This is a genomic window from Ochrobactrum sp. EDr1-4, from assembly GCF_049199085.1.
GTDB lineage: Bacteria > Pseudomonadota > Alphaproteobacteria > Rhizobiales > Rhizobiaceae > Brucella.
On record NZ_JBLZOF010000002.1, the window covers coordinates 461,778 to 481,117 of the forward strand.

Sequence of the window (19,340 nt, forward strand, 5' to 3'; positions counted from 1 at the left end):
TTATCCTGCCATCCAACTTGTAGATGATGACGAACGGCCACCGTAGCGGCTCTGCTTGCCCTGAATACGCGGCTGCTCATAATGAACAGCCATAAGGCCGAAAGCGTCGGCACTGTGTGACGCCCAATCGTGGTTAGGTCCAAGCCCTATACCGCGCTGCTCGTCTTTCTTTTCGTGATACCAGCCAAGAGCTTCAACTCCGGCCTCTGTTGTTTCTTCGTTAAACCACATGGAAGGAAACAGTCTGCGCACAGCTTCAATTCTCATGCGTGCAGCGCCAGCGCCTTGGTTTGGAACGACCTCTGTTTCAAAACCCGCTTCTTCCAGCGCACTCTCGAAAGAAACATCGTGAACCTTATCTTTGGTTGATCCGTCATGAGGCAGAACACAAAGTGCTTTGCCATAGCCATTTTCGCGCAACCAATTAACATGAGTTGCCAGCGGCTGTCCTTGCGCCTCGTAATGGTCAAGCACGCGAACCTCTCGTCCCACAAATTGCACGATCCAGATAGCGGTAGCATCTGCCTTTGCGCCTGTGCCGCCAATGTCCCAATAGGCCCTGATTGTCATAAGCGGATCTTTAGCAACACGGCCAATGCGCCGTTCTTCACGCGCCTGATGAATGTGGCTCGCAAAATAAGCCCCAGCGATTGCCGTTTTAAACTCGCCTTCCCAAACATGGCCGTATTGGTCTGGACGTTCAGACTTATCAGCTTCACGCACGCGATTAAGAATGTCCGGAAACCACGGATTATCCTGCCAGTTCACCTCTGCAATCTTATGCAAAGGGTTTTCTGATTTAAAGAACCGCTGATTGGTTGCGCTGTCCTTGCGTTCGGGATTCCAAGTCACCCAAAGCTCACTGTCTTCTTCACGAAGGGTCGGAATGAGTGTTGCCCATGCTGTTTCTGTGACTGGCTCAGCTTCTTCAACCCAACACACCAGAATGCGCGACTTGGATTTCACGCTGTTGATGTTGCGATCAAGACCAGCAAACTTATAAGCAATGCGCCCTGACTTAGTGCGCACATATTTCTCGCCAATATCGAAATGAGGGAGCAACCAATCACAACCGCGAATAGCCGCCTTTACTTCTTCCAGCGAGCTTTCATCCAGCGAGTTCATAAACTGGCGGCAGCATAAGATCATGCCGGTACGCCCTGCCCGATCCCACATATAGGCTCGTATTGCCGACATGAGAGCAAAAGAACGTGTCTTACCTGATCCGCGTCCTCCATGCGCTCCACGAACGTCAGCTTTGCCGGTAAAAACCGGGATCAGCTTAGGCGGTAATTCAATCCTCGCTGTCGTCATCTGGCGCTACCAATTCAATGCGCGTGACAGTCTGCAATGGATTGTCTTCATCGCCCTTATGCTCAACGCTTGAAAGCTTCGGATGCACATAAGGCGCAGCAGCTTTTGCCGCTTCAAATCGATCCTCTGTGTTTGCCTTCTCGTCACGTAATATCGACAGCATATATTCTAACGGTGATATGCCATTCTTGATCGCGTTATCGGCAATATCTCTCGTTCTCTTGTTTGCCGTGCCAGCAGGACGGCCAGCACCATCGCGCTTACCGCCACGAGCCATGTTTGATTTCCTTTGATTGTATTCAATTCAACATGGCTCATCGTCAGCCCAATAAGGCTTAGGAGCGCCATGAGGATGAGCGCCAGACTTATTGAGGCGATAGAAGAACCACGCCACCGCGATGCACAGTAAGAGCGCTGAGAGAGCGAGAAGCTTGGCGGTCATCGTTCCTCAATCCTCATATAGCCTATCCGGTCCTTTGAATTATCGTACAGGCGTGGGACATTAGTGATAGGCTTAAACCAGAGCAAAATGACCTGAACGGATATCTGTGCAGGTTTGGAACACTCCGCTCTTTAAGCAAGAAAGTTTCCGTCATGGCAAAAGGCCAAGTACGCAGTAATCGTGAAGTGCGCAAACCTAAGAAGGACAAGTCAGCCGCGGCTGATAAGTCGGCAAGCAAGGTTGGTGGCGGCTTCACCACTCAGATCAAAGATTCTGAGAAGCAGAAAAAATAGTTTCACGCAAATATTGCCATATTAGAATTTGGGGTAGGCGGTTAAACGCCTGCCTCAACTCTTAAAACGAAAAAACCCACTCAACCGGTTGGCTAAGTGGGCAAATTCGAAAACCCCGTCAGGGAAGTTTCATACTTGCTTATAAAATAGGCATTTACAACTGATACTTTAGTGCCGCCTAAAATGACAATTCCCGCTCTAGGCGAGACTGAATTAATCTTGAAATTTACAATCTCTGGCGCTTTAATCTCCGCTCCAAAGGAGGGAGGAAAGCATGCCTTTCAGAGATGTAATGTACAGTGGTTCATTTCGTCCAAGTGAGGTTGACATACTACAGACGGCTTATACCGAATGCTGCACCTTATTGGACAGATGCCCGAAAACTCATGAAGCCCGTGCGCGAATGGCTAAATTAGTCATCATCGAGTTTGAGGCAGGTAATAGAGACCCTTACCTAATTGCCGAGCAGGTAGCCGCAGCCGAGGTTAAGATTAGCATGAGTGGCTAATTTTTACGACTTTCACCACATATAGCGTGGCTTGCTACATACGGAATCAAAAAGCGGCCCGAAAGCCGCTGTAATTCTCTTTGGTCGCGCAAATCAGCTACCTTATTCAGGCTGACTAAATGTCATTCATTAGTCAAGTCTTCTGGTTTGGCCTTACGATCTATCCCGTAGAAATCCACAAGTGCATCTAATCCTATGGCGAGAAAGCGAACCATGTGCGGCAGGTGCATGCCTGTGTCCTCATCGAGAATGCAGACTTTCCGGATTGTCGTGGCAATTGGTCGGCCTTGCTGATCGACCTTGCGGATTGCTTCACCCAGATCAAGGATGCGGTCACGTGCCTGCCCTGCGGCTTCTGGCTTGTCTGTGCCAACGCCTTGAATGCGGGTCATGTCGTGTGCGCGCGCTGATGGATATGGAATGCCGCTCAAAGCGTAATACCGGCAATAGTCTGCACCGTAGCGCAAGCCTGCCTGATAATGCGCATAGGTGACGCGATCAGGGAAAAGGATATGGAGGCGACCTAAAACTGAACCCGCTTCTGGCCGCTCTGCGATAGACGCTGACATGCCCATTTTCATGCGGGCAGAAATCACAACCAGCTTTGTCTCTGCTTCCGTCTCATGCATCCTGCGTACCACAGCCGATTTTCTCCTGCTCTTGCGTCCGTTTGGCTCCCGTTCTGCTGCTGGCAACAATGGCCTACCTTTTTTCAATCGTCGCTTTGCTGCCTTGCTATACGCCGCCATAGTGTTTCCTCATCGCCTGGGGTTATTCTTTCGCCGTTTTAATCCAGAGAGCTTTGCCGCATTTGGCTATCCGAACATCTGTGATGCGGTGTTGCCACCTCCCTCCTCTATACAATTCCCAGAGCTTGCCGCCGCCCTCACCGACCTTTTCAAACCCTAGCCTTGTCATTTACCTTGCATCTCTGCCGATGGCTAAGGCGTCTCGTGTGAATTGAGTAACCCTCATCGCCCTCTCCTATGCCGCTTTGCGAATTATGATTGCCTGCTTTGCCGTGATGTTTTCTGCAAGGCACTTACGCACGAAGGCATGAGCGCGCTCGCGGTTATCGAAGCCAAAACGCTTAAGAGAATTTAGAATCGTGGTGTGGTCGCGATTTCCAAAAAAATGACCGATGCGTGGCAATGATAGATCCTCGCGCTCCGCCCATACCGCCAGAATTGCTAAGTGCCTAACTGCCGAGATTTCATAGTTCTGGCTGCGACCAAGAATGCAACGAACAGAAAATACCGTCTGCGCGCAGACCTCATCGGCTATCTCGCGCCATGTCCGACGTAGCTGATCCGGCACTTCCTTACCCATAAGCGCAAAGGCAGCGATGATTGCAGCTTCCTTGTTTGCTTCTGCTTCTGCGGCCACGGTTTCCAGTTTTGCCAGATATTCTGCTTCGGCCTGCGCCTTAGCCTCTGCGCGCGCTTCCGTTACAGCCTTTTCAATTGCCGCCTTGTGTTGACGTTCTTCTTCGGTCTGACTGCTTACGATGAGCAACCCTGTTGCCATCGCCTTCTGCTGTCTAAGCTTAATGCCAGCCTCGACATGGCTTGATCGTGCGTAAAACATTATGCTGCTCCTGCAAGAAAACGTGTCGCGTGTAGTACTGATGGATGTGTGGAAACGGGCAAATCTTCTAAAGCGCGAAGAACTCTCCTAAGATGGAATTCCGCCGCCTCGCCCTTTGGTATTTCAATAGCTCTGGAACGGTTCGGCCTCAGTTTGATTAACCCGCGCTCTTGCAGACTATGGAGAAGCCTGTGCACTCCAGACTTTGATTGCAGTCCGAGAGCTTCCATAATTTCAATGTAAGAAGGCGCATATTCATTCTTCGCCATGAACTCGCGAATAAAGTCGAAAGCCTCTTTCTGCTTAGGTGTGATCGGGTTCATGCTGTCACCCCTTCCTTAACCGCTTTGATGAATGTCTGAATTTCGGATGGCCCGCCCTTTGGCAGATATGCGGCCTGTTGAAATGGGGGGTTCCAAGGCCAGCCCTGTGAGGTGAAAAACTCCTGCCAGCGCTGATAGATTGCTGATCCGTAAGCGACTGGCTCAAGATGCATTGTTAGTGCGCGATACCGATCTTCAATGACAACCGAGCCTTGGGCATCATCCATCGTCTTGACACGCGGGAAACCGTGGCGGCTGACGTGATCTAGATGGAACTTGCGACCTTCTTCGCCGCCCTTTGCAATCGCAGAAGCAAGGAAAGCTGTTGGCTTTGGCATGTTTGCAATCGGTCCTTCGACCAGCAACACCATGCGCTTAGCGCTCCACATCGGTGCGTACTTCTCAACACCGTCAACAATAGGCTGGTAAGGCACGCGCTTCTCTGGCGATGAAATAGAAATGACCTTGCTCCAGCGCTTTTCCGAGAGATAGCGGCTGAAACGGCAGATTGTCTTGCGACCACCCTTGCGGCTCTGATCTACGTAATCGTCAAGGAATTTAGCTGCTAGGGCGCGGTCTTCAGCGGTGAGAACCAACCAAGCAGTTACCGCTTCGCCTTCACTGTCGTGAACGTAGGAAGGCCAGCGAGAGAAAGTCTTTTGAAAATCCAAATCAGATTTATCAGCGCACTCGTGCGCATCTCTCTCAAGGTTATTAATTACTGGTTCTATTACAAGGTTAGTGTCTAAATTTTGGACACGGAAAGCCTCGTTTTTTGGACACGGCTTTTCGTTAGATTTGGACACGGCTTTTTGCTCACCGTGTCTAAAATCTGGACACGGAAAATCAGCCTCAAAAGCGAACCGATAACGGGTTGATTGCTGGCGATTTGAACGAGTTTTGCGTTGCTCACGACAGATCAATCCAGCCTTCTCCAGTTCGGCAAGCTGGTTGTTCAATGATGCACGCGACATTTCGCAGTCAGACGAAAGTGTTTCCTGACTGGGGAAACAGCCATGATCAGGGTGATAACGGTCGCATAGTTGCCATAGAACGATTTTCGCGGCAGGCTTAAGCCCACGCTGCTTTATCGCCCAATTGGTAGCCTCATGGCTCATTGGGCCTCCCTCTTGACGATTCCCCACTCCTGCAAGACGCGGATAGGCTCGTCACGCCCATAGGTCACAGCGAAGGGAATGCCTCTTGTGATGCAAAGCTGCCTGAATTGATCTTGATGCTCGGAGAGTTTGCCCTTGATGGTTTTAAGTTCGATGTAGCCATGAATACGCGGGCCAATAACCAACAGGTCAGGAAGCCCACGAGTGAGGCCATACTGCCCCATAGCGCCCATATTCGGGATCGTGGCGACAAGCGTGTTAGGCAAGCCAGCACTGCGCCAGTGTTCAATCACAGCTTTGTGGATCTGTGCTTCTTTCATGCGCCAACTCCGAAAAGCTCACCCTGTCGAGCGTCCTTACGGTCGAGCATGCGCAGAACGGTTTCGCCGCGATGTTCTTTGTCCCAGACAAACCACGCGTTGAGCATTGGCGGTGCGCCCTGACCGGTGAAGTCGATCTTCCAGCGCATGAGGTAAACGCGTGCAGGAGGGAATCGGCCCCAGAACGATGCGAGGCCACCTGCCCCCGGCCAAGACCAGTTGAGCAACAGCGCCATGTAATCGACGTCGAGAGTATCGAGCGCGTGATAAAGCCAGCGGGCTTTACCGTTGCCCCAACCACATTCGTTGAAAGGCGGATTGGTGACTATTGCAGGAGCTGGCGACACCGGGAAATCATAGAAAGACCGGATATCGGCATCGCAACCGCGATCAATTAGATCAGACGAACGCACGACAAGGCCGAGCGATTCCATTTCGCGAACCATTGCACCGTCACCGGCTGCTGGCTCCCAGATGCAAGGGAAGTCACGCAGGCGCTCAATCTCAGCATGGAGAAAGGCGCGCGTCGGCTCAGGCGGTGTCGGATAAAACTCGTTTGGTTCACGCTCAAGGGAATCGGTTTTCACAATCTCGCCGTCGAGCATGATGTGAACTGGCTTAGGCTTATTCCCTGTAGCTCTGAAAAGACCGCGTGCGCTTGCTGTCATCAGAAGTTCCACTTCATATAAAACAGCACCACAGCTAGCGGGATAAGCGTGCAGGCGGCAGCAATCAGAATGGAGCGGAGATCGATCATTTATCGCCCTTCTCTATTCTGGTCGGATAGGTTTCCTGTTCCTTTTGCCGCTGGACTTTTCGCAGCCAGTACCGGCGCAACTTCTGCCATGCGGTCACTGAGTGGCGCTCCAGCCAAAGTATCAGTGAGGCCAAGCAGTTTCGAATGACGCGCATGAGCCAATTCCCTCTCGGCTTCGTATATTTTATCGGATGCATCGCTTACGGCCTTGTAAGCGCGGGCTATGGCCGCATAAGCGGACACAGGCATGTCTTTGATTGATCGGTATCGCAGGCGGTGCATCCAAGATGCTGGCGCTCCATAAAGGCGCTCGGCACGGTGCATTGCGGCGTCAACAGTATCGCCCGGACCCCGAAAGGTCCGTTCAAGGATGAATTCGCTCATGCCTTTTGCGTTGTTGACAAACTCGACACTCATTTTGTCAGATCCTTCAAAACCTTTGTCGGACATTGCAAAGCTCTCCAGCTACGTTTCAGGACAGCAACGAACTGAAACGAAACCGAATTTGAAACCGGAGAGACTGTTTGGAACACGTCGGACACGCGGCTTGGAGAGTTCTGCAAAACGCTCGTAAAGCCGCGATAGCCCGAAGAAATGACGAAGACGCGGAAAGGCGTAGTGAAGTGTTCAAGGTTCAAAAAAGACCTGCCACCACGCGCCAGCACCCCGCGCCCAATCTTGCGGGAGACGGTGCCGGACTTGAAAGAACGCGCAAAAAACGCCCCGCAAGTTCTGAGAATTGAGAATTGGTCAGGCTGTTTCCTCATCGCCGCTTAGTCCTGACCATGAGAGGAAGCCGTGCCACGCTTATTGAAAGGTGGCACGGCTTTTTCGTCTGCCGCTTGGGAGGCGTTAGGAGCAGACAAAAGCAGATTTGATAAAGCATGATGACGAGTGCGACCGCTCGCGCCTTTGCCAGTGATCTGGCAAGTCGCAATGAAATTACCGTCTTGTGTGGGATGTACGGTCGCGCTCATGGTTCAGGCCATTCCCAACGAGTCCATGTAAAGTTGAAGCATTGCTTCTTCTTCTTGGCGCTCATGGTCTTCTTTTTTGCGGAGACGGATGATGGCGCGAACAGCCTTACTGTCGAAACCAGACCCTTTCAGTTCCGCATAGACTTCGGAAATATCTTCGCCGATTGTCTTCTTTTCTTCTTCAAGGCGTTCAATACGCTCAATGAAGGCTCGCAACTGGCCGACAGCAATTGTCTGGGCTTCCGATGTAATATCGCCGCTCATTGGTTAATCCTGATTAGGGTTGAGGTTTGGAGTGGTCATGCTGACGCTCTCACGCGGGAACGCTTAGAGGCATCAATGGCAAGACGGTCAATAAATGCCTTGGCAGGCCCACGGGTGGGCAAACCTTCTTTCTCCCAACGCCAGACGGTCGAGAGGTTGACCCCGGCCATTTCTGCCAGTTGGGTCTGTGTCAACTTGAGTGTGCGACGGATCGCTGGAAGGTCGATGTTTGCGTTTTCCATTTGCATAGTATGCATAACGCAAACTAATGCGTCAAGTCGAAACGCATACTAAAAATGTGCAATATGCAACAATGACAGAAGACACTCGCCCAGACCCCGCCAAGCGCCTTGAAGAAGCTCGTATCGCACGAGGATTTAAGACCGCACGCCAAGCAACTGAATATTTCGGATGGTCATATGTGACCTATACGCAGCACGAGAGTGGCGAGCGTGGAATTACGCGGGCTGTCGATAAGTATGCAAAGGCATACCGCGTAAGCCCGGGATGGCTATTGACGGGCGAAGGTAAAGGACCGGACGGAGTTCTGATAGAAATTCCCCCAGCCATCGAAGAAGCGTTCACCCCGTCGAAAACAAAGCCGAACGCGAGCTTCCCGCCGCGATACCAGGCATTCTCTCAAGAGCATTCTATCCCACTGCTCGGTCAATCCGCTGGCGGTCCAAATGGTCGCTTCGTTTTAAACGGTACGGAAATAGGCCGCGTGTTCTGTCCTCCAATGCTTGAAGGCGTTGAAGGCGCTTATGCTGTCATGGTGTTTGGAACTTCGATGGAGCCGCGCTATTTTGCAGGCGAAACCGTGTGGGTTAACCCTCACCTGCCAGTACGCGCTGGCGATGACGTGATTGCACAGCTCATCGAGGACGGTGAAGACACTCCGGTCGAGAGCTACATCAAGCGATTTGACTCTCGCTCATCGAGGGTTCTCCGCCTCTATCAATACAATCCGGATGAAGGCGAAGAACGGGAATTGGAATTTGACGCTGATCGTGTGTTCTCAGTACACAAGATCGTATTCAAGGCCAACGCCTGACGGATCATCATTTCGCCAAGTCGGGCGAATTGATAGGTTCCGTGCGTGTGGTGGCCGGGGTGGACACTCGCCGCATCTAATCTTGCTGCACAGATCCCGATAGCTCTGAACGCCCAGCTCTGTCGCACGCTTCAAATTCGATAAATATAGCATGCGGTTATGCCCGCAATCATCGCATGCTACGTAAACGCTGGACAGTTCGACAACAAGCCGCGCTCCATAATCATCATCGCCCCCGCCCGCCATTAGACACGCTCCATCTCGTCAACTTCTGGGGGCAACTGGTCGCCATGAGCAAAGATAAGCTTAGGCGGCTCGAAATCGCCGGTTTCTGCATCGCCTGTATTCGTGAATGCAATCACCATAGGACTGCTGTTAGCCATGCGCTCAGCGGTCCGCTTTGCGTGTGCTACGTCCTTTGCAATGAAAGGCGTGTCAGCAACCAGCTTGCCCCGCTGACCCTTGCTGTAGCTCTGCACGATGAAGTTAGTCTGCATGCCCATTACCCATACTCCCTGTACGCTTGTTATCTGCGGCAGGATGAATTATAGACGAGAACAAATCAAGAACATTCTTGATGGATTATTGATGGCTACTAGCCGCCGCCAGATGTTGCGATCAACGACAAGGTAATCACAAACTTTGGCTGTGGATAATGTGTAAATATGCAAACGAAAGCCTTTGCCACTTGACACGACTTTCATTCCTTACTTCTCAGCTAAATGAGAATCGTGTTAAAAATTAACAAATTGCATTTTTCTCTGGGGGGTTAAATTGCTCTTAGATATGGGTACTAAAACGTTGGTTGCACAACAGAGACACACAGAAAGCACGTTTAATCGACGTTCTCGTTATGTCGAACCTGCATCCATTGTCGAAACCCCCTTAAGCGAGCTCTTAGCGCATGCTGGCCGCTCTATCACAAAGCAGCAAGAGAGCTTATTTCGTAAGCCTGAAGAAAACGACCCGGTTATATTTTGGTCGGGGAATATCGACCTTTTAAAATTACCAAGTGTATCTGTCATTGGCGCTCGTTCAGTAACTGACGAAGGCCGCGCACGCGCACGACGAGTAGCGAAGGGGTTGGCTTTAGCCGGTGTGGTTGTGACCAGTGGCCTTGCTAAAGGTATAGATACTGCAGCACACAGTGGGGTTATTGAAGCTGGTGGTAAAACAATTGCCGTCATTGGTACGCCTTTAAATAAAGCTTATCCGGCAGAAAATTCCCAATTACAGGAAACGATATACACTGATCATCTACTCATATCTCAATTCCACCCCGGTCAACGGACATTTCAATCTGACTTCCCTAAACGCAACCGACTGATGGCAGCAATATCTGATGCAAGCGTTATTGTTGAAGCGTCCGACACCTCTGGTACGCTTCATCAAGCGGCTGAATGTATTCGCCTTGGTCGGTGGTTATTCATAATGCGATCTGTGGTTGAGAATGAAAAGTTAACTTGGCCCAAGCGCTTTTTGGATAATCCAAGAACTATTGTTCTGACCAGTGTTAATGACATTCTAAATCGGATTTTATAACATGCGAGTGCATTATTGTTGTGTGTATTATTCCGAACTCGCTAATAAAAACGAGGCAAGAACAGAGCCTTACTGGCAATCAAGGGCTTTTTCTTGGGCAGTTAAAACAGGTAAATTTAAGAATAATTTTACCATAGTTTATCGCAAAAAGCCGATTGGTATAAACAAATCAAACATTCATCGGGCGAGAGAAATATTTGGGAGTTTTATCGAAGCTATACTCAAGCAAGAGAAGGTAAGCGATGACGTACTCTTAATCCCGGTTCCTTCTAGAGATGCAACATTAGACGTGACAAATTATCGATCACTAATCATGGCAAGATGCTCTCTGGTGAATAGCGACAGAAAGCCTTACATTTACGATGGCTTGAGATGGTCGGAGCCCCTGAAAAAGGCACACGAACGTGGGTCGCGCAGTAGAGAAGAACTAAAAAAATATCTGAAATTGATGAGTGACGTTAAAGGTAAAAAAGCGTTTCTCATTGATGATATTTTCACCAAAGGCGGCACTTTACTTGCGTCGAAGGATGTACTTGAAGCCGCAGGAGTTGAAGTTCTCGGCGCAATTACTGCCGCGAAAACGGTGTATGATTTTAATACTGAGCCGTTTGGCTATCAAAGTATCGACCTGATTAACGAACTAAATGACTATGCCGCTTAGGGCCGCCCCGCTTCGGCGGGGTTTCTTTTTGGGTTAATCATTTCCTGATATGATGCGGCATGGACAAGCTGCCAGCCTTGCAAGACTTCTGCCATAGCGCCGCGATCTATTCGCGGATCAGGAATGCTTTGTGGCATGCAAACTATGATTTGCCCTTCGTTCCGCGAAATTGGGAACCAAGCCCTGATGACTTTCTCCAGCTGAATCCAAAAACGATTGTGAACATCGGTTCGCGATCGATTGGCATCCTGCACTCTTGGGTGAATGCGGTAGATCAACACCTGATGAAATAGCGCGCCACGCGCTGCGGTTCACATAGCAACCTCCCCTATCCAGAACATGATTACGTTCATCGTAATGCGCAGCAGTCAGGCTGCGACTTGTGCACCCTGATTCTACACGGTTTGCGACAATGCTCAACGCATAGTATGCGTTTTTCATTTTTATTTCTCGTTATGCATATTTTATATTGACGCAATAGTTTGCATTATGCATACTGCTTTCAACAAACGAGTTGGGAGCAACGAAATGCACTCCACATACCAGATCAACGCAAACCTAATTACTGGCACGCTCGCAAACATGGCGAAGTCGGCAGCTAAGCCCGCGCCAAAGGCCCGCGATAACACCCGCCAGCAGCGCGTTATGGCTGACGCTTGGAAACAGCACCGCGTATGGCTGGCAAGCAATCCAGATACGACCGTTCGCTATCGTCGCATCATGTTCTCTCATCATCTTCACTTGGCCCATGGCTCAGTGACCCGCGAAGACCACGCTCACCTGTTCTCTGTCACCAGTGATGAAAGCCGTTTCATCGGCTCAGACAGCCGGTGGAGGTAAGACGATGGCCGAGATTAAAACAGGCGGTCCAGCATTCCCGACCGGAGACATGGTTGAGCGCGACGAAAAAGGCCTGCTGCATGGATACCCTATCTCAAGCGCAGGAATGACGCTCCGCGATTACTTCGCAGCTAAGGCGTTGGATGGTGATTTGGCATCGCAATCCGAAACCGTAGGAATGTTCGAGAACAACACTCCTGATAGCTTCCTCGTTGACCGCGCCAAGTTCTACTACCGCTTCGCTGACGCCATGATCACAGCCCGCGAAGGCAGCTCATCATGACCTACGCCGCGCTCGCCCTCACCCTTTTAATCATCGCCATTGCAGCAACGTTTCTCATGCTCTGCCATGCCGAAACAATGGCCGAAATCGCTCGGAGTGAAGTTGATGTCTGAACAGGAAATCAAAGCAGAATTGAACAGGCTCAACCAGATGCTCTCTGACAAAGGCTATGATTTTTCATCTGTCACCACACAGCTTTCATCCCGTGAAGACGGTTGCACGATCCTCATCTACGGCAAGGGCTTCGATAACTACCGCGTCATCATTAAGCCTACGCTTTCCTCTGCGCTGACAGCTGCGGCCGCATTTATCGACGGCCTTACAGACATGCAGGTGGCAGCATGAAACGCTTCACCGCAAAACAGAACATCACAATCAACGGCGATAGATGCGGCTTTGAAATCGAAGTCGAAATGACTGTCAGCTTCACAGTGAGCAAGTTCATTCCAGCGTCGAATGACGGTCCAGCAGAAGAACCGGCGCCAGACGTAAACGAAGTGACCTTCTCCCGAAACGGTGAGGACGTAACCCTTCCTAGCTGGCTGATTGACGGCATCCTTGACCGTGACGGCTTCGATACTTGGCTCATGTCCGAAGCAAATGAGCAGTCAAAGCAAGCCGAAGAAGATCACGCCGACCACAAGCGCGAAATGCGCAGGGAGGCATGATGATTATCGAAAATCTCACCCGCTCCGAAATCATCGAGAGGCGCAAGGAAATCGAGCATTTCCTGAAAACTGACCCCGACATTACCACCCGCCGTTACCTCGATAAGAAAGACGCTGAACTTTACGAGGAATTAGAGCGGCTGACAAAACAAGGAATTGCAGCATGAACGCTCAGGCACAGACGGAAACTGGCACGGATATTGTCGGCTATGTATCGGCCAATCCTGTTGCTGTTCTCGTTGATGAGAAGGTCTATTCTCAGTTTTACGAGCAGATCAAAGCAGAGACTGACGCTTTCAAGCCAGACCTTTCGACCGTTTCAAGCCGTAAGGAAATTGCTGCCCTCGCCTATAAGGTGACGCGCACCAAGACGGCTATTGATGCAGCTGGCAAAAAGCTCAATGAAGATGCTCGCGCTAAGATAAACACGGTTGACGCGCAGCGCCGCAAGATCCGTGAAGAACTCGACACACTGGCTGAAACAGTCCGCAAGCCGTTGACCGAGTGGGAAACTGCCGAAGACGCTCGCATTGAAAATATCAAGTCCACACTCGCTCATATCGATGCTTGTGGCAAAGGTATGATCGGCGGAGAGCCGCAGGCGTTCGCCATTCTTTTCCGCGAATTGGAAGAAAAGGTCATCATTGATGACAGTTTTGGCGAGTTCAAGGAGCAGGCAGAGGCCGCGAAAGCAGAGGCGCTGGCGAAACTGAAAGCCGCCTTCGAAGCTCACCAGAAGGCAGAAGCAGAGCGGCTCGAACTTGAACAGCTTCGCGCTGAAAAGCTGGAACGCGACCGGATCGAGGCTGAACGTATCGAAAAGGAACGCTTAGCCAAAGAGAAGGCAGAGCGCGAAGCGATTGCAAAGGCTGAATACGAGCAGGCTGTAAAGCGTGAAGCAGAAGCAGCGGAACGCGCACAGAAGGAAGCCGCCGAACGCGAAAAGCGTGCCGTTGAAGCTGCTCGCCTTGAAGCCGAGAAAAAGGCTCAAGAGGCAATCGCACAGGCAGAACGTGAAAAGGCTGACGCTGTTGCAAAGGCCGAGGCGGAAGCCCTCGCAGTAAAGCAGAAGGCCGAACAGGCAGAAGCGGAACGTGCAGCCGAAGCCAAGCGCATTGCCGATGAACAGGCCGCACGAGACGCCGACAAGGCTCATCGCTCCAAAATCATGAAGCCCGCAAAAGAAGCATTGATGGCTCAAGGCGCGGACGAAGAAACAGCCAAGAAGATCGTTCTCGCGGTTATCGCTGGCGAAATCCCCAACGTAACATTGAGGTTTTAATCATGGCCGCTCAAGCACTTGATATTAAGCATGACACCAATGCGCCGGCTTACCGAGGCGGCGAAGCACCGATGATTTCCATGATCGAACGTGTCGTTCTCGATCCGAATGCATCTGTCGATAAGCTTGAACGCGTCCTACAGCTGCGAAATGAGGAAGTTGAAAATGCTCGTCGTCGCGACCGAGAGGACGAAGCTTTAGCAGCGAAAAAGTCATACTTTAAAGCCATGTCAGCGTGTCAGAACGATATTCCCGTAGTCATTCGTTCAGGGAAGAACAAACACACAAGCTCGACCTACGCTGACCTAGCCGACATTGAAAAGCAGGCAATGCCGGTCATTCACAAACATGGCTTCGCGGTTTCGTTTCAGCCTGATGGCTACAACGAAAATGGCGAATTGCGCATCCTTTGGGAAATTTCGCATGAAGACGGTCATTCGCGCAATGGCGTCGGTGAAATTCCTGTAGACGGCGCAGGCGCAAAGGGCGGTGTTAACAAAACTGGAACGCAGGCTTTCGGCAGCACTGCCACCTATGGTCGCCGTTATCTGCTTTGCATGCTGTTCAATATCAGCACTGGCGATGACAAAGACGGCAATATGATACCTGAACAGTCGGGCCCAATCTCTGACGAACAGGTTGTTCTACTACGCGAACTTATCGAAAGGTCAGGCGCACAAATCGATATTGTCTGCGAAAGGTACAAAATCGACGCAATCCCAGACCTTCCGTCCAACGTTTTCAATGAGTGCTTTCGAGACATTGAAAACTGGTGGAAACGTCAGCAGAGCACGAACGGCGGTGCGAAATGACCGATCTTGTTCAAGGCTCACCAGAATGGTTTGCAGCACGGCTGGGGCGCGTTACCGCGTCCCGCGTTGCAGACGTAATCGCAAAGACGAAAACCGGCTATGGAGCTTCACGCAAAAACTATCTGGCTGAACTCGTTCTTGAGCGTCTAACCGGGAAAGCAGAAGAAGGTTTCACGTCCTCCGCCATGCAGTGGGGTACGGACAACGAGCCTGACGCACGGTCAGAATATCAGTTCGAAAAGAATACGAAAGTGGTGCAGGTCGGTTTTGTGGATCATCCGCACATAGCGATGACAGGCGCGTCACCTGATGGGCTTGTCGGCGACGATGGCCTATTGGAAATCAAATGTCCTAATTCAGCAACTCACCTGGACACGCTTCGGACAAATACGATTTCGTCACGATATATCACTCAGATGAATTGGCAGATGGCCTGCACAGGTCGCCAGTGGTGTGATTTTGTTTCGTTCGATCCTCGCTTTCCAGAACACATGCGCTTGTTTGTGAAACGTCATCACCGTGTAGATGCGGACATTCGCGCTCTGGAAATCGATGTGACGCTATTCATCAAAGAGGTTGATGAGGCGATTGCTGATCTGGCTGCTGAATATCCAGCCTTTACGGAGGCAGCATGAGCCGCGCAACCCTCGTAATCAGCAATGACCTTGTGCGCCAGAAGGCAATCAACTGGCTTTGCAGCAAGAAAATGCCATGGGGAACACGTGTAGAGTTCAAGGCCCCAAAGCGTTCGCTTCCACAGAACGATAAGATGTGGGCGATGCTCACGGAGGTAGCAGATCAGGCTCGCTATCACGGCATTAAGCTGGCGACCGATGATTGGAAGCTGGTTTTCCTCGACGCTCTTAAGCGGTCGAAACAGGAAGAATTGCGCATCGTTCCAAACCTCGACGGCACCGGCTTTGTAAATCTCAGCGCATCATCATCCGATCTTTCAAAGGATGAAATGGGTGAACTCATTGAGCTTATCCACGCATGGGGTGCGCAGAACGATGTGATTTTCGCAGACGATGAAAGGAAATTCGGATGACCGCTATTTCCCTACATGCCCCTTGGGAAGCTCGCAGCACTAAGGCCAAGGCTGAAAAGTACGTTTCAACACACAGCCAGCTTGAGCGCGAAGTGCGCGGCAAGTTCGACCGTGAGTGCGAGCAGTATTTAGATATCGTCCTGTCGCTCACCGACTTCTCGGAGGTGAGCCATGCGTAAGGTTCCTGAGTGGGTCGGCAAAACCGACGACAGCAAGATACCTGACAGGGCGAAAGATCGTATCGTTGAGCGTCAAGGCGGCTTATGCGCAATCTCAGGCGTGAAATTCGGCCCCGGCGTTAAGCCTCAGTTCGATCACAAAACACCATTGTGGCTCGGCGGCAAACACTGCGAAAGCAATCTTCAAGCCATCACTGAGGATGAGCATAAGAAGAAGACTGCTGCCGAAGCTAAAGTTCGCGCAAAGGTTAACAGTCAGCGCCAAAAGCACATCGGAATTGTCGAGGCAAAAGGCACCATAAAAAGTGCCGGCTTCCAAAAGCCCGAGAAGCAGCCAAAGCGCCTCACAAAACAACTCCCCGCACGGAAACGCGACATTTTCGGTCGCACTGTTATCGAAAGCGTTTTGCCATGACCATCCCAGAAAAAGCATTACGTGCAGCACAAGAAGCAACAGAAGGTGGCTTCGGAATAACTGACGATTACATGCGCCGTGCCCTCACAGCCGCCCTGCCTTTCCTGCAATGGCTGCCATCCTCGCGTGCGCAGGCGTTGGAGGAAGCGGCGCAGATTTGTGATGCGGAAAATGCGAGGAGAACAAAACAATACGAGGAGTGGCCAAAGGATGATTTTGCGCAGCGTGAGCGTTTTCGCGTTGGTGCTCAAATGGCCACTCAAATCGCTACTTCAATCCGAGCCCTCTCGTCTCAGCCTGTAGCGTCACCCATCCGCTACAGACTTATTGAAGATGGAGAAGCCATCGAAGAAAATGACGAGTTCATTGAAGACGACGCTGTCAATTGGACGAGTGTAACCGTCAATAGGTGGGTTATCGGGATGAAATACAACCGATCACTCAAGGCAGTCCGTAGACCCCTCCCAGCCTCACCGGGAGCGTCGGCCACCCGCCAGACAGGAGGCAGCGATGCAGACGCATAATCTTAAGATCGATGCTCACCCATTCGCTGATCTGCTATCAGGTGCAAAGACTGGCGAAGTCCGCAACGATGACCGTGGATTTGAAGTTGGCGACACCGTTCATCTGACCTGCATTGACGGTCAGACGATGGATCTCACAATCAGCCATATACAGCGTGGCTATGGCCTACCTGACGGTATCTGCGTTCTGTCCTACACCCGCCCCGCCGCGCCGGTCGAGGGGTTGGAGACAAAGGCGTGGTCTTTTGAATGTGCACATTACTTCACGTCAAGTCGCGGCTATTATGAGTACAGACCAGTACTCACCAACCTTAAGCCAGATGAATACACAACGCCTGCAGAAAGAGTGAGGCGTGCAGAAGAACTCGTCACCCGCTCGCAGGCCGAGGCCATCATTGCGGCGGAACGGAACCGTGCGGAAGTAGCTGAATACAAGCTCGACCAAGCCGTCAACACAGTGCAGCCCATGATTATTCAGCGTGCTGAGCGTGCCGAAGCCTACAACGCGGCGCTGACTGCGCGGGTTAAGGAGTTGGAAATCGCTCTCGCACGGCAATCCACCAATATGGCTTTTGTATTGAACCATATGAATACAGAAGGGTGGTTTGACAAATTCACTTCTGAGCTTTCGGAAGACCGCGCCGCCTTGGAGGACCGCCCATGACCCTCATTGACCGACTATCCAAGCTGGTACGGGAAAAGAAGACTGAGAAGTTTACGTCGAAAACGAAATACTACGCCGCGTTTTACCAGACGGTTCTCTATTACTGGCCGAATGTAACCAGCAGTGAATGCCGAGAATGGGCTAGAGAATACACAAGCGCTCAATTCGGCGCGTCTGGTTTCGATTGGAGCGAGGAAGCCGCACGCGATCTTGCCCGTAGATATGTCAACGAATTTGGAGAGGCCAGCCATGGTCAGTAAAGTCGCGCAGATACGTGAGGAAATGGGCATAGCGCAGGATCTGACAAAGGCACACATCCTGTTCGTGGCTATCCCGGTTCTCAATGAAGAGGATCACAAAAAGCTTCAACTGTTGCAGGCTTCTAGGGCTTTGCAGTTATCTGGCGAAAGCAGCCCACTAGGGGAGCAGAGCGAATGAAAGTCAGATACGGAGACGGAAAAACTGAATACGGCCCCGGCGTGATGATCGAACTGACGGGCCATGAAGTTGCAAGAGCTATCTCTGCCTATCTGGTCGCTCACGACGTGAACATTCAAGGATCCAGAACAATCACCGTAAACGGAGAGCTTTGCTCTTTCGGTAACGTCTATGTCGATCCGAGCGGATGTTTGGTCAAGAAAGGCAAGCTTCTGTCAGGCCGTGGACCCGCCGGTCGCCAAGCACTGAAAGGCGGGGAGTGATGCGTGTCACCGACCTTGAGAAGTTCGCGCTTGAACAGATATGGCGACCTTACCAGAACACAATCGGCTATGAGAAAAGGCTTGAACGCCTGCCGGTATCGCTGGAAGCCACTGCCGAAAGTTTGACGCAGGACACCCGTTGGAGCGGGTTTGTCTTAAACCGACTGAGAGGGATGAACCGGAACAGCCGCATCACCTTCCCATCTTACATTCAGCATCCGCTTGTCGATGTTGTTCGCACCGCACTGCAAGAAAGGGGAAAGTGATGGCTCTACCGCCTCGGATACTTCGCAATGCCTTCAACCTCAGCGCTATGATGCGTGAGGATTATGCTGATATCCTTACCTCTGCATTCAACGCAACGAAGCTTTGGAACAAGATCATTGTGCAATGCTCCATGGTCCTCGCCAAGCTTTTCAGCAAGAGCGGGCAAGTTCAGCGCCACGTTGTGGTCACAGCCATTGCAGTAAGCCGTGATCTTGTATCCGTACTTGATGCACTCACCAATCGTCCTGTTCGTGCTGATGTATGTCATGTCGCTCTCCTGTCAGGCGGCTATTACACCGTGAACGAAACAGAAACAAATCACTTTTCAATCCATACAAGAGGTGAATAATGGAGGCGCTATTTACGCCCGCAACGCTCGCCGTACGGTGGGCATGTTCAGAAAAACACGTTCGCAATCTCATCAGAGAGGGGAAGCTCGGAGGCTTTCGCCTCGGAGGTAAATTGTTGCGTATCAAGATCAGTGACGTTGAGAGGTT

General features: G+C 51.2%; 37 protein-coding genes and 2 pseudogenes. 23 read left to right on the forward strand and 16 right to left on the reverse strand.

Annotated features, from left to right (window positions below; all coding sequences use genetic code 11):
• The 3 genes from ACOZHT_RS08550 to ACOZHT_RS08560 are packed head-to-tail and all read right to left on the reverse strand — an operon-like array spanning position 1 to position 1,756.
• Entirely contained in the window at positions 1-1,314 is a 1,314-nt protein-coding gene (locus tag ACOZHT_RS08550; protein ID WP_421565581.1) for a PBSX family phage terminase large subunit, read from the reverse strand.
• Positions 1,295-1,591: a hypothetical protein gene (locus tag ACOZHT_RS08555; RefSeq protein WP_421565582.1), complete on the reverse strand. Its 297-nt coding sequence runs from the start codon at positions 1,589-1,591 to the stop codon at positions 1,295-1,297. The genes ACOZHT_RS08550 and ACOZHT_RS08555 overlap by 20 nt, the downstream gene beginning before the upstream one ends.
• A gap of 27 nt (positions 1,592-1,618) precedes the next feature.
• A complete protein-coding gene (locus ACOZHT_RS08560) occupies positions 1,619-1,756 on the reverse strand; it encodes a hypothetical protein (RefSeq protein WP_421565583.1) in 138 nt (45 codons plus the stop codon).
• Positions 1,757-1,908: 152 nt separating this feature from the next.
• Between ACOZHT_RS08560 and ACOZHT_RS08565 the strand changes: the two genes are divergently transcribed.
• Complete coding sequence (locus ACOZHT_RS08565) at positions 1,909-2,049, forward strand: hypothetical protein (RefSeq protein WP_421565584.1); 141 nt, start codon at positions 1,909-1,911, stop codon at positions 2,047-2,049.
• A gap of 630 nt (positions 2,050-2,679) precedes the next feature.
• On the opposite strand, the gene ACOZHT_RS08570 is transcribed toward ACOZHT_RS08565, so the two are convergent.
• The 12 genes and pseudogenes from ACOZHT_RS08570 to ACOZHT_RS08625 form a co-directional block, all read right to left on the reverse strand.
• On the reverse strand, positions 2,680-3,306 hold the full coding sequence (locus ACOZHT_RS08570; protein ID WP_421565585.1) for a hypothetical protein: 627 nt from the start codon (positions 3,304-3,306) through the stop codon (positions 2,680-2,682).
• Positions 3,307-3,541: 235 nt separating this feature from the next.
• Positions 3,542-4,144 carry a helix-turn-helix domain-containing protein gene (locus tag ACOZHT_RS08575; protein ID WP_421565586.1) on the reverse strand — a complete coding sequence of 201 codons (603 nt, stop codon included), beginning with the start codon at positions 4,142-4,144 and terminating at the stop codon, positions 3,542-3,544.
• Positions 4,144-4,467, reverse strand: coding sequence for a LexA family protein (locus ACOZHT_RS08580; RefSeq protein WP_421565587.1), 324 nt, complete (start codon positions 4,465-4,467; stop codon positions 4,144-4,146). Before ACOZHT_RS08580 ends, ACOZHT_RS08575 begins: the two co-directional genes overlap by 1 nt.
• A complete protein-coding gene (locus ACOZHT_RS08585; protein ID WP_421565705.1) occupies positions 4,464-5,138 on the reverse strand; it encodes a hypothetical protein in 675 nt (224 codons plus the stop codon). Before ACOZHT_RS08585 ends, ACOZHT_RS08580 begins: the two co-directional genes overlap by 4 nt.
• Before the next feature lie 258 nt (positions 5,139-5,396).
• Positions 5,397-5,585: pseudogene (locus ACOZHT_RS08590) on the reverse strand (helix-turn-helix domain-containing protein); the annotation flags it as partial.
• Positions 5,582-5,905, reverse strand: coding sequence for a VRR-NUC domain-containing protein (locus ACOZHT_RS08595; protein WP_421565588.1), 324 nt, complete (start codon positions 5,903-5,905; stop codon positions 5,582-5,584). The pseudogene ACOZHT_RS08590 and the gene ACOZHT_RS08595, both read right to left, overlap by 4 nt.
• Complete coding sequence (locus tag ACOZHT_RS08600) at positions 5,902-6,573, reverse strand: hypothetical protein (RefSeq protein WP_421565589.1); 672 nt, start codon at positions 6,571-6,573, stop codon at positions 5,902-5,904. The genes ACOZHT_RS08595 and ACOZHT_RS08600 overlap by 4 nt, the downstream gene beginning before the upstream one ends.
• 89 nt (positions 6,574-6,662) lie before the next feature.
• Entirely contained in the window at positions 6,663-7,079 is a 417-nt protein-coding gene (locus tag ACOZHT_RS08605) for a hypothetical protein (protein ID WP_421565590.1), read from the reverse strand.
• Complete coding sequence (locus tag ACOZHT_RS08610; RefSeq protein WP_421565591.1) at positions 7,076-7,429, reverse strand: hypothetical protein; 354 nt, start codon at positions 7,427-7,429, stop codon at positions 7,076-7,078. Before ACOZHT_RS08610 ends, ACOZHT_RS08605 begins: the two co-directional genes overlap by 4 nt.
• A 6-nt stretch (positions 7,430-7,435) precedes the next feature.
• A complete protein-coding gene (locus tag ACOZHT_RS08615) occupies positions 7,436-7,639 on the reverse strand; it encodes a hypothetical protein (RefSeq protein WP_421565592.1) in 204 nt (67 codons plus the stop codon).
• Between the two features lie 3 nt (positions 7,640-7,642).
• Positions 7,643-7,903, reverse strand: a complete 261-nt coding sequence (locus ACOZHT_RS08620) for a DUF2312 domain-containing protein (protein ID WP_421565593.1) — start codon at positions 7,901-7,903, stop codon at positions 7,643-7,645.
• 35 nt (positions 7,904-7,938) lie between these two features.
• Entirely contained in the window at positions 7,939-8,145 is a 207-nt protein-coding gene (locus ACOZHT_RS08625; protein WP_421565594.1) for a helix-turn-helix domain-containing protein, read from the reverse strand.
• 71 nt (positions 8,146-8,216) lie between these two features.
• Here ACOZHT_RS08625 and ACOZHT_RS08630 point away from each other — a divergent pair, with 71 nt between their 5' ends.
• Positions 8,217-8,957 carry an XRE family transcriptional regulator gene (locus ACOZHT_RS08630; RefSeq protein WP_421565595.1) on the forward strand — a complete coding sequence of 247 codons (741 nt, stop codon included), beginning with the start codon at positions 8,217-8,219 and terminating at the stop codon, positions 8,955-8,957.
• Positions 8,958-9,202: 245 nt separating this feature from the next.
• Here ACOZHT_RS08630 and ACOZHT_RS08635 read toward each other — a convergent pair whose 3' ends face one another.
• Entirely contained in the window at positions 9,203-9,460 is a 258-nt protein-coding gene (locus tag ACOZHT_RS08635; protein WP_421565596.1) for a hypothetical protein, read from the reverse strand.
• A gap of 271 nt (positions 9,461-9,731) precedes the next feature.
• Between ACOZHT_RS08635 and ACOZHT_RS08640 the strand changes: the two genes are divergently transcribed.
• From ACOZHT_RS08640 to ACOZHT_RS08740, 21 genes and pseudogenes are all read left to right on the forward strand, one after another.
• Complete coding sequence (locus ACOZHT_RS08640; RefSeq protein ID WP_421565597.1) at positions 9,732-10,499, forward strand: DNA-processing protein DprA; 768 nt, start codon at positions 9,732-9,734, stop codon at positions 10,497-10,499.
• A gap of 1 nt (position 10,500) precedes the next feature.
• A complete protein-coding gene (locus ACOZHT_RS08645) occupies positions 10,501-11,160 on the forward strand; it encodes a phosphoribosyltransferase family protein (RefSeq protein WP_421565598.1) in 660 nt (219 codons plus the stop codon).
• Positions 11,161-11,688: 528 nt separating this feature from the next.
• The gene (locus ACOZHT_RS08650; protein ID WP_421565599.1) at positions 11,689-12,000 is read left to right on the forward strand and encodes a hypothetical protein; all 312 of its coding nucleotides are present in this window, start codon (positions 11,689-11,691) and stop codon (positions 11,998-12,000) included.
• Between the two features lie 4 nt (positions 12,001-12,004).
• Positions 12,005-12,283 carry a hypothetical protein gene (locus ACOZHT_RS08655; RefSeq protein WP_421565600.1) on the forward strand — a complete coding sequence of 93 codons (279 nt, stop codon included), beginning with the start codon at positions 12,005-12,007 and terminating at the stop codon, positions 12,281-12,283.
• Between the two features lie 105 nt (positions 12,284-12,388).
• A complete protein-coding gene (locus tag ACOZHT_RS08660) occupies positions 12,389-12,628 on the forward strand; it encodes a hypothetical protein (RefSeq protein ID WP_421565601.1) in 240 nt (79 codons plus the stop codon).
• The gene (locus ACOZHT_RS08665) at positions 12,625-12,951 is read left to right on the forward strand and encodes a hypothetical protein (RefSeq protein ID WP_421565602.1); all 327 of its coding nucleotides are present in this window, start codon (positions 12,625-12,627) and stop codon (positions 12,949-12,951) included. The genes ACOZHT_RS08660 and ACOZHT_RS08665 overlap by 4 nt, the downstream gene beginning before the upstream one ends.
• On the forward strand, positions 12,948-13,118 hold the full coding sequence (locus ACOZHT_RS08670; RefSeq protein ID WP_421565603.1) for a hypothetical protein: 171 nt from the start codon (positions 12,948-12,950) through the stop codon (positions 13,116-13,118). The genes ACOZHT_RS08665 and ACOZHT_RS08670 overlap by 4 nt, the downstream gene beginning before the upstream one ends.
• Positions 13,115-14,233, forward strand: coding sequence for a hypothetical protein (locus ACOZHT_RS08675; RefSeq protein ID WP_421565604.1), 1,119 nt, complete (start codon positions 13,115-13,117; stop codon positions 14,231-14,233). Before ACOZHT_RS08670 ends, ACOZHT_RS08675 begins: the two co-directional genes overlap by 4 nt.
• A 2-nt stretch (positions 14,234-14,235) precedes the next feature.
• Positions 14,236-15,045, forward strand: a complete 810-nt coding sequence (locus tag ACOZHT_RS08680) for an ERF family protein (protein ID WP_421565605.1) — start codon at positions 14,236-14,238, stop codon at positions 15,043-15,045.
• On the forward strand, positions 15,042-15,680 hold the full coding sequence (locus tag ACOZHT_RS08685; protein ID WP_421565606.1) for a lambda exonuclease family protein: 639 nt from the start codon (positions 15,042-15,044) through the stop codon (positions 15,678-15,680). The genes ACOZHT_RS08680 and ACOZHT_RS08685 overlap by 4 nt, the downstream gene beginning before the upstream one ends.
• Positions 15,677-16,093 (forward strand): recombination protein NinB, encoded by a 417-nt coding sequence (locus ACOZHT_RS08690; protein WP_421565607.1) that lies wholly within the window; start codon positions 15,677-15,679, stop codon positions 16,091-16,093. The genes ACOZHT_RS08685 and ACOZHT_RS08690 overlap by 4 nt, the downstream gene beginning before the upstream one ends.
• The gene (locus tag ACOZHT_RS08695; protein WP_421565608.1) at positions 16,090-16,272 is read left to right on the forward strand and encodes a hypothetical protein; all 183 of its coding nucleotides are present in this window, start codon (positions 16,090-16,092) and stop codon (positions 16,270-16,272) included. Before ACOZHT_RS08690 ends, ACOZHT_RS08695 begins: the two co-directional genes overlap by 4 nt.
• On the forward strand, positions 16,265-16,687 hold the full coding sequence (locus tag ACOZHT_RS08700; RefSeq protein ID WP_421565609.1) for an HNH endonuclease: 423 nt from the start codon (positions 16,265-16,267) through the stop codon (positions 16,685-16,687). The genes ACOZHT_RS08695 and ACOZHT_RS08700 overlap by 8 nt, the downstream gene beginning before the upstream one ends.
• The gene (locus ACOZHT_RS08705) at positions 16,684-17,211 is read left to right on the forward strand and encodes a hypothetical protein (RefSeq protein WP_421565610.1); all 528 of its coding nucleotides are present in this window, start codon (positions 16,684-16,686) and stop codon (positions 17,209-17,211) included. The genes ACOZHT_RS08700 and ACOZHT_RS08705 overlap by 4 nt, the downstream gene beginning before the upstream one ends.
• Complete coding sequence (locus tag ACOZHT_RS08710) at positions 17,198-17,875, forward strand: DUF3850 domain-containing protein (protein ID WP_421565611.1); 678 nt, start codon at positions 17,198-17,200, stop codon at positions 17,873-17,875. The genes ACOZHT_RS08705 and ACOZHT_RS08710 overlap by 14 nt, the downstream gene beginning before the upstream one ends.
• Positions 17,872-18,135, forward strand: a complete 264-nt coding sequence (locus ACOZHT_RS08715; RefSeq protein WP_421565612.1) for a hypothetical protein — start codon at positions 17,872-17,874, stop codon at positions 18,133-18,135. The genes ACOZHT_RS08710 and ACOZHT_RS08715 overlap by 4 nt, the downstream gene beginning before the upstream one ends.
• Positions 18,125-18,313: a hypothetical protein gene (locus ACOZHT_RS08720; protein WP_421565613.1), complete on the forward strand. Its 189-nt coding sequence runs from the start codon at positions 18,125-18,127 to the stop codon at positions 18,311-18,313. The genes ACOZHT_RS08715 and ACOZHT_RS08720 overlap by 11 nt, the downstream gene beginning before the upstream one ends.
• A complete protein-coding gene (locus ACOZHT_RS08725; protein ID WP_421565614.1) occupies positions 18,310-18,576 on the forward strand; it encodes a hypothetical protein in 267 nt (88 codons plus the stop codon). Before ACOZHT_RS08720 ends, ACOZHT_RS08725 begins: the two co-directional genes overlap by 4 nt.
• Positions 18,576-18,842, forward strand: a complete 267-nt coding sequence (locus tag ACOZHT_RS08730; protein ID WP_421565615.1) for a hypothetical protein — start codon at positions 18,576-18,578, stop codon at positions 18,840-18,842. The genes ACOZHT_RS08725 and ACOZHT_RS08730 overlap by 1 nt, the downstream gene beginning before the upstream one ends.
• A complete protein-coding gene (locus ACOZHT_RS08735) occupies positions 18,842-19,192 on the forward strand; it encodes a hypothetical protein (protein WP_421565616.1) in 351 nt (116 codons plus the stop codon). Before ACOZHT_RS08730 ends, ACOZHT_RS08735 begins: the two co-directional genes overlap by 1 nt.
• A pseudogene (locus ACOZHT_RS08740) lies at positions 19,192-19,329 on the forward strand (hypothetical protein); the annotation flags it as partial. The gene ACOZHT_RS08735 and the pseudogene ACOZHT_RS08740, both read left to right, overlap by 1 nt.
• Between the last annotated feature and the right edge of the window lie 11 nt (positions 19,330-19,340).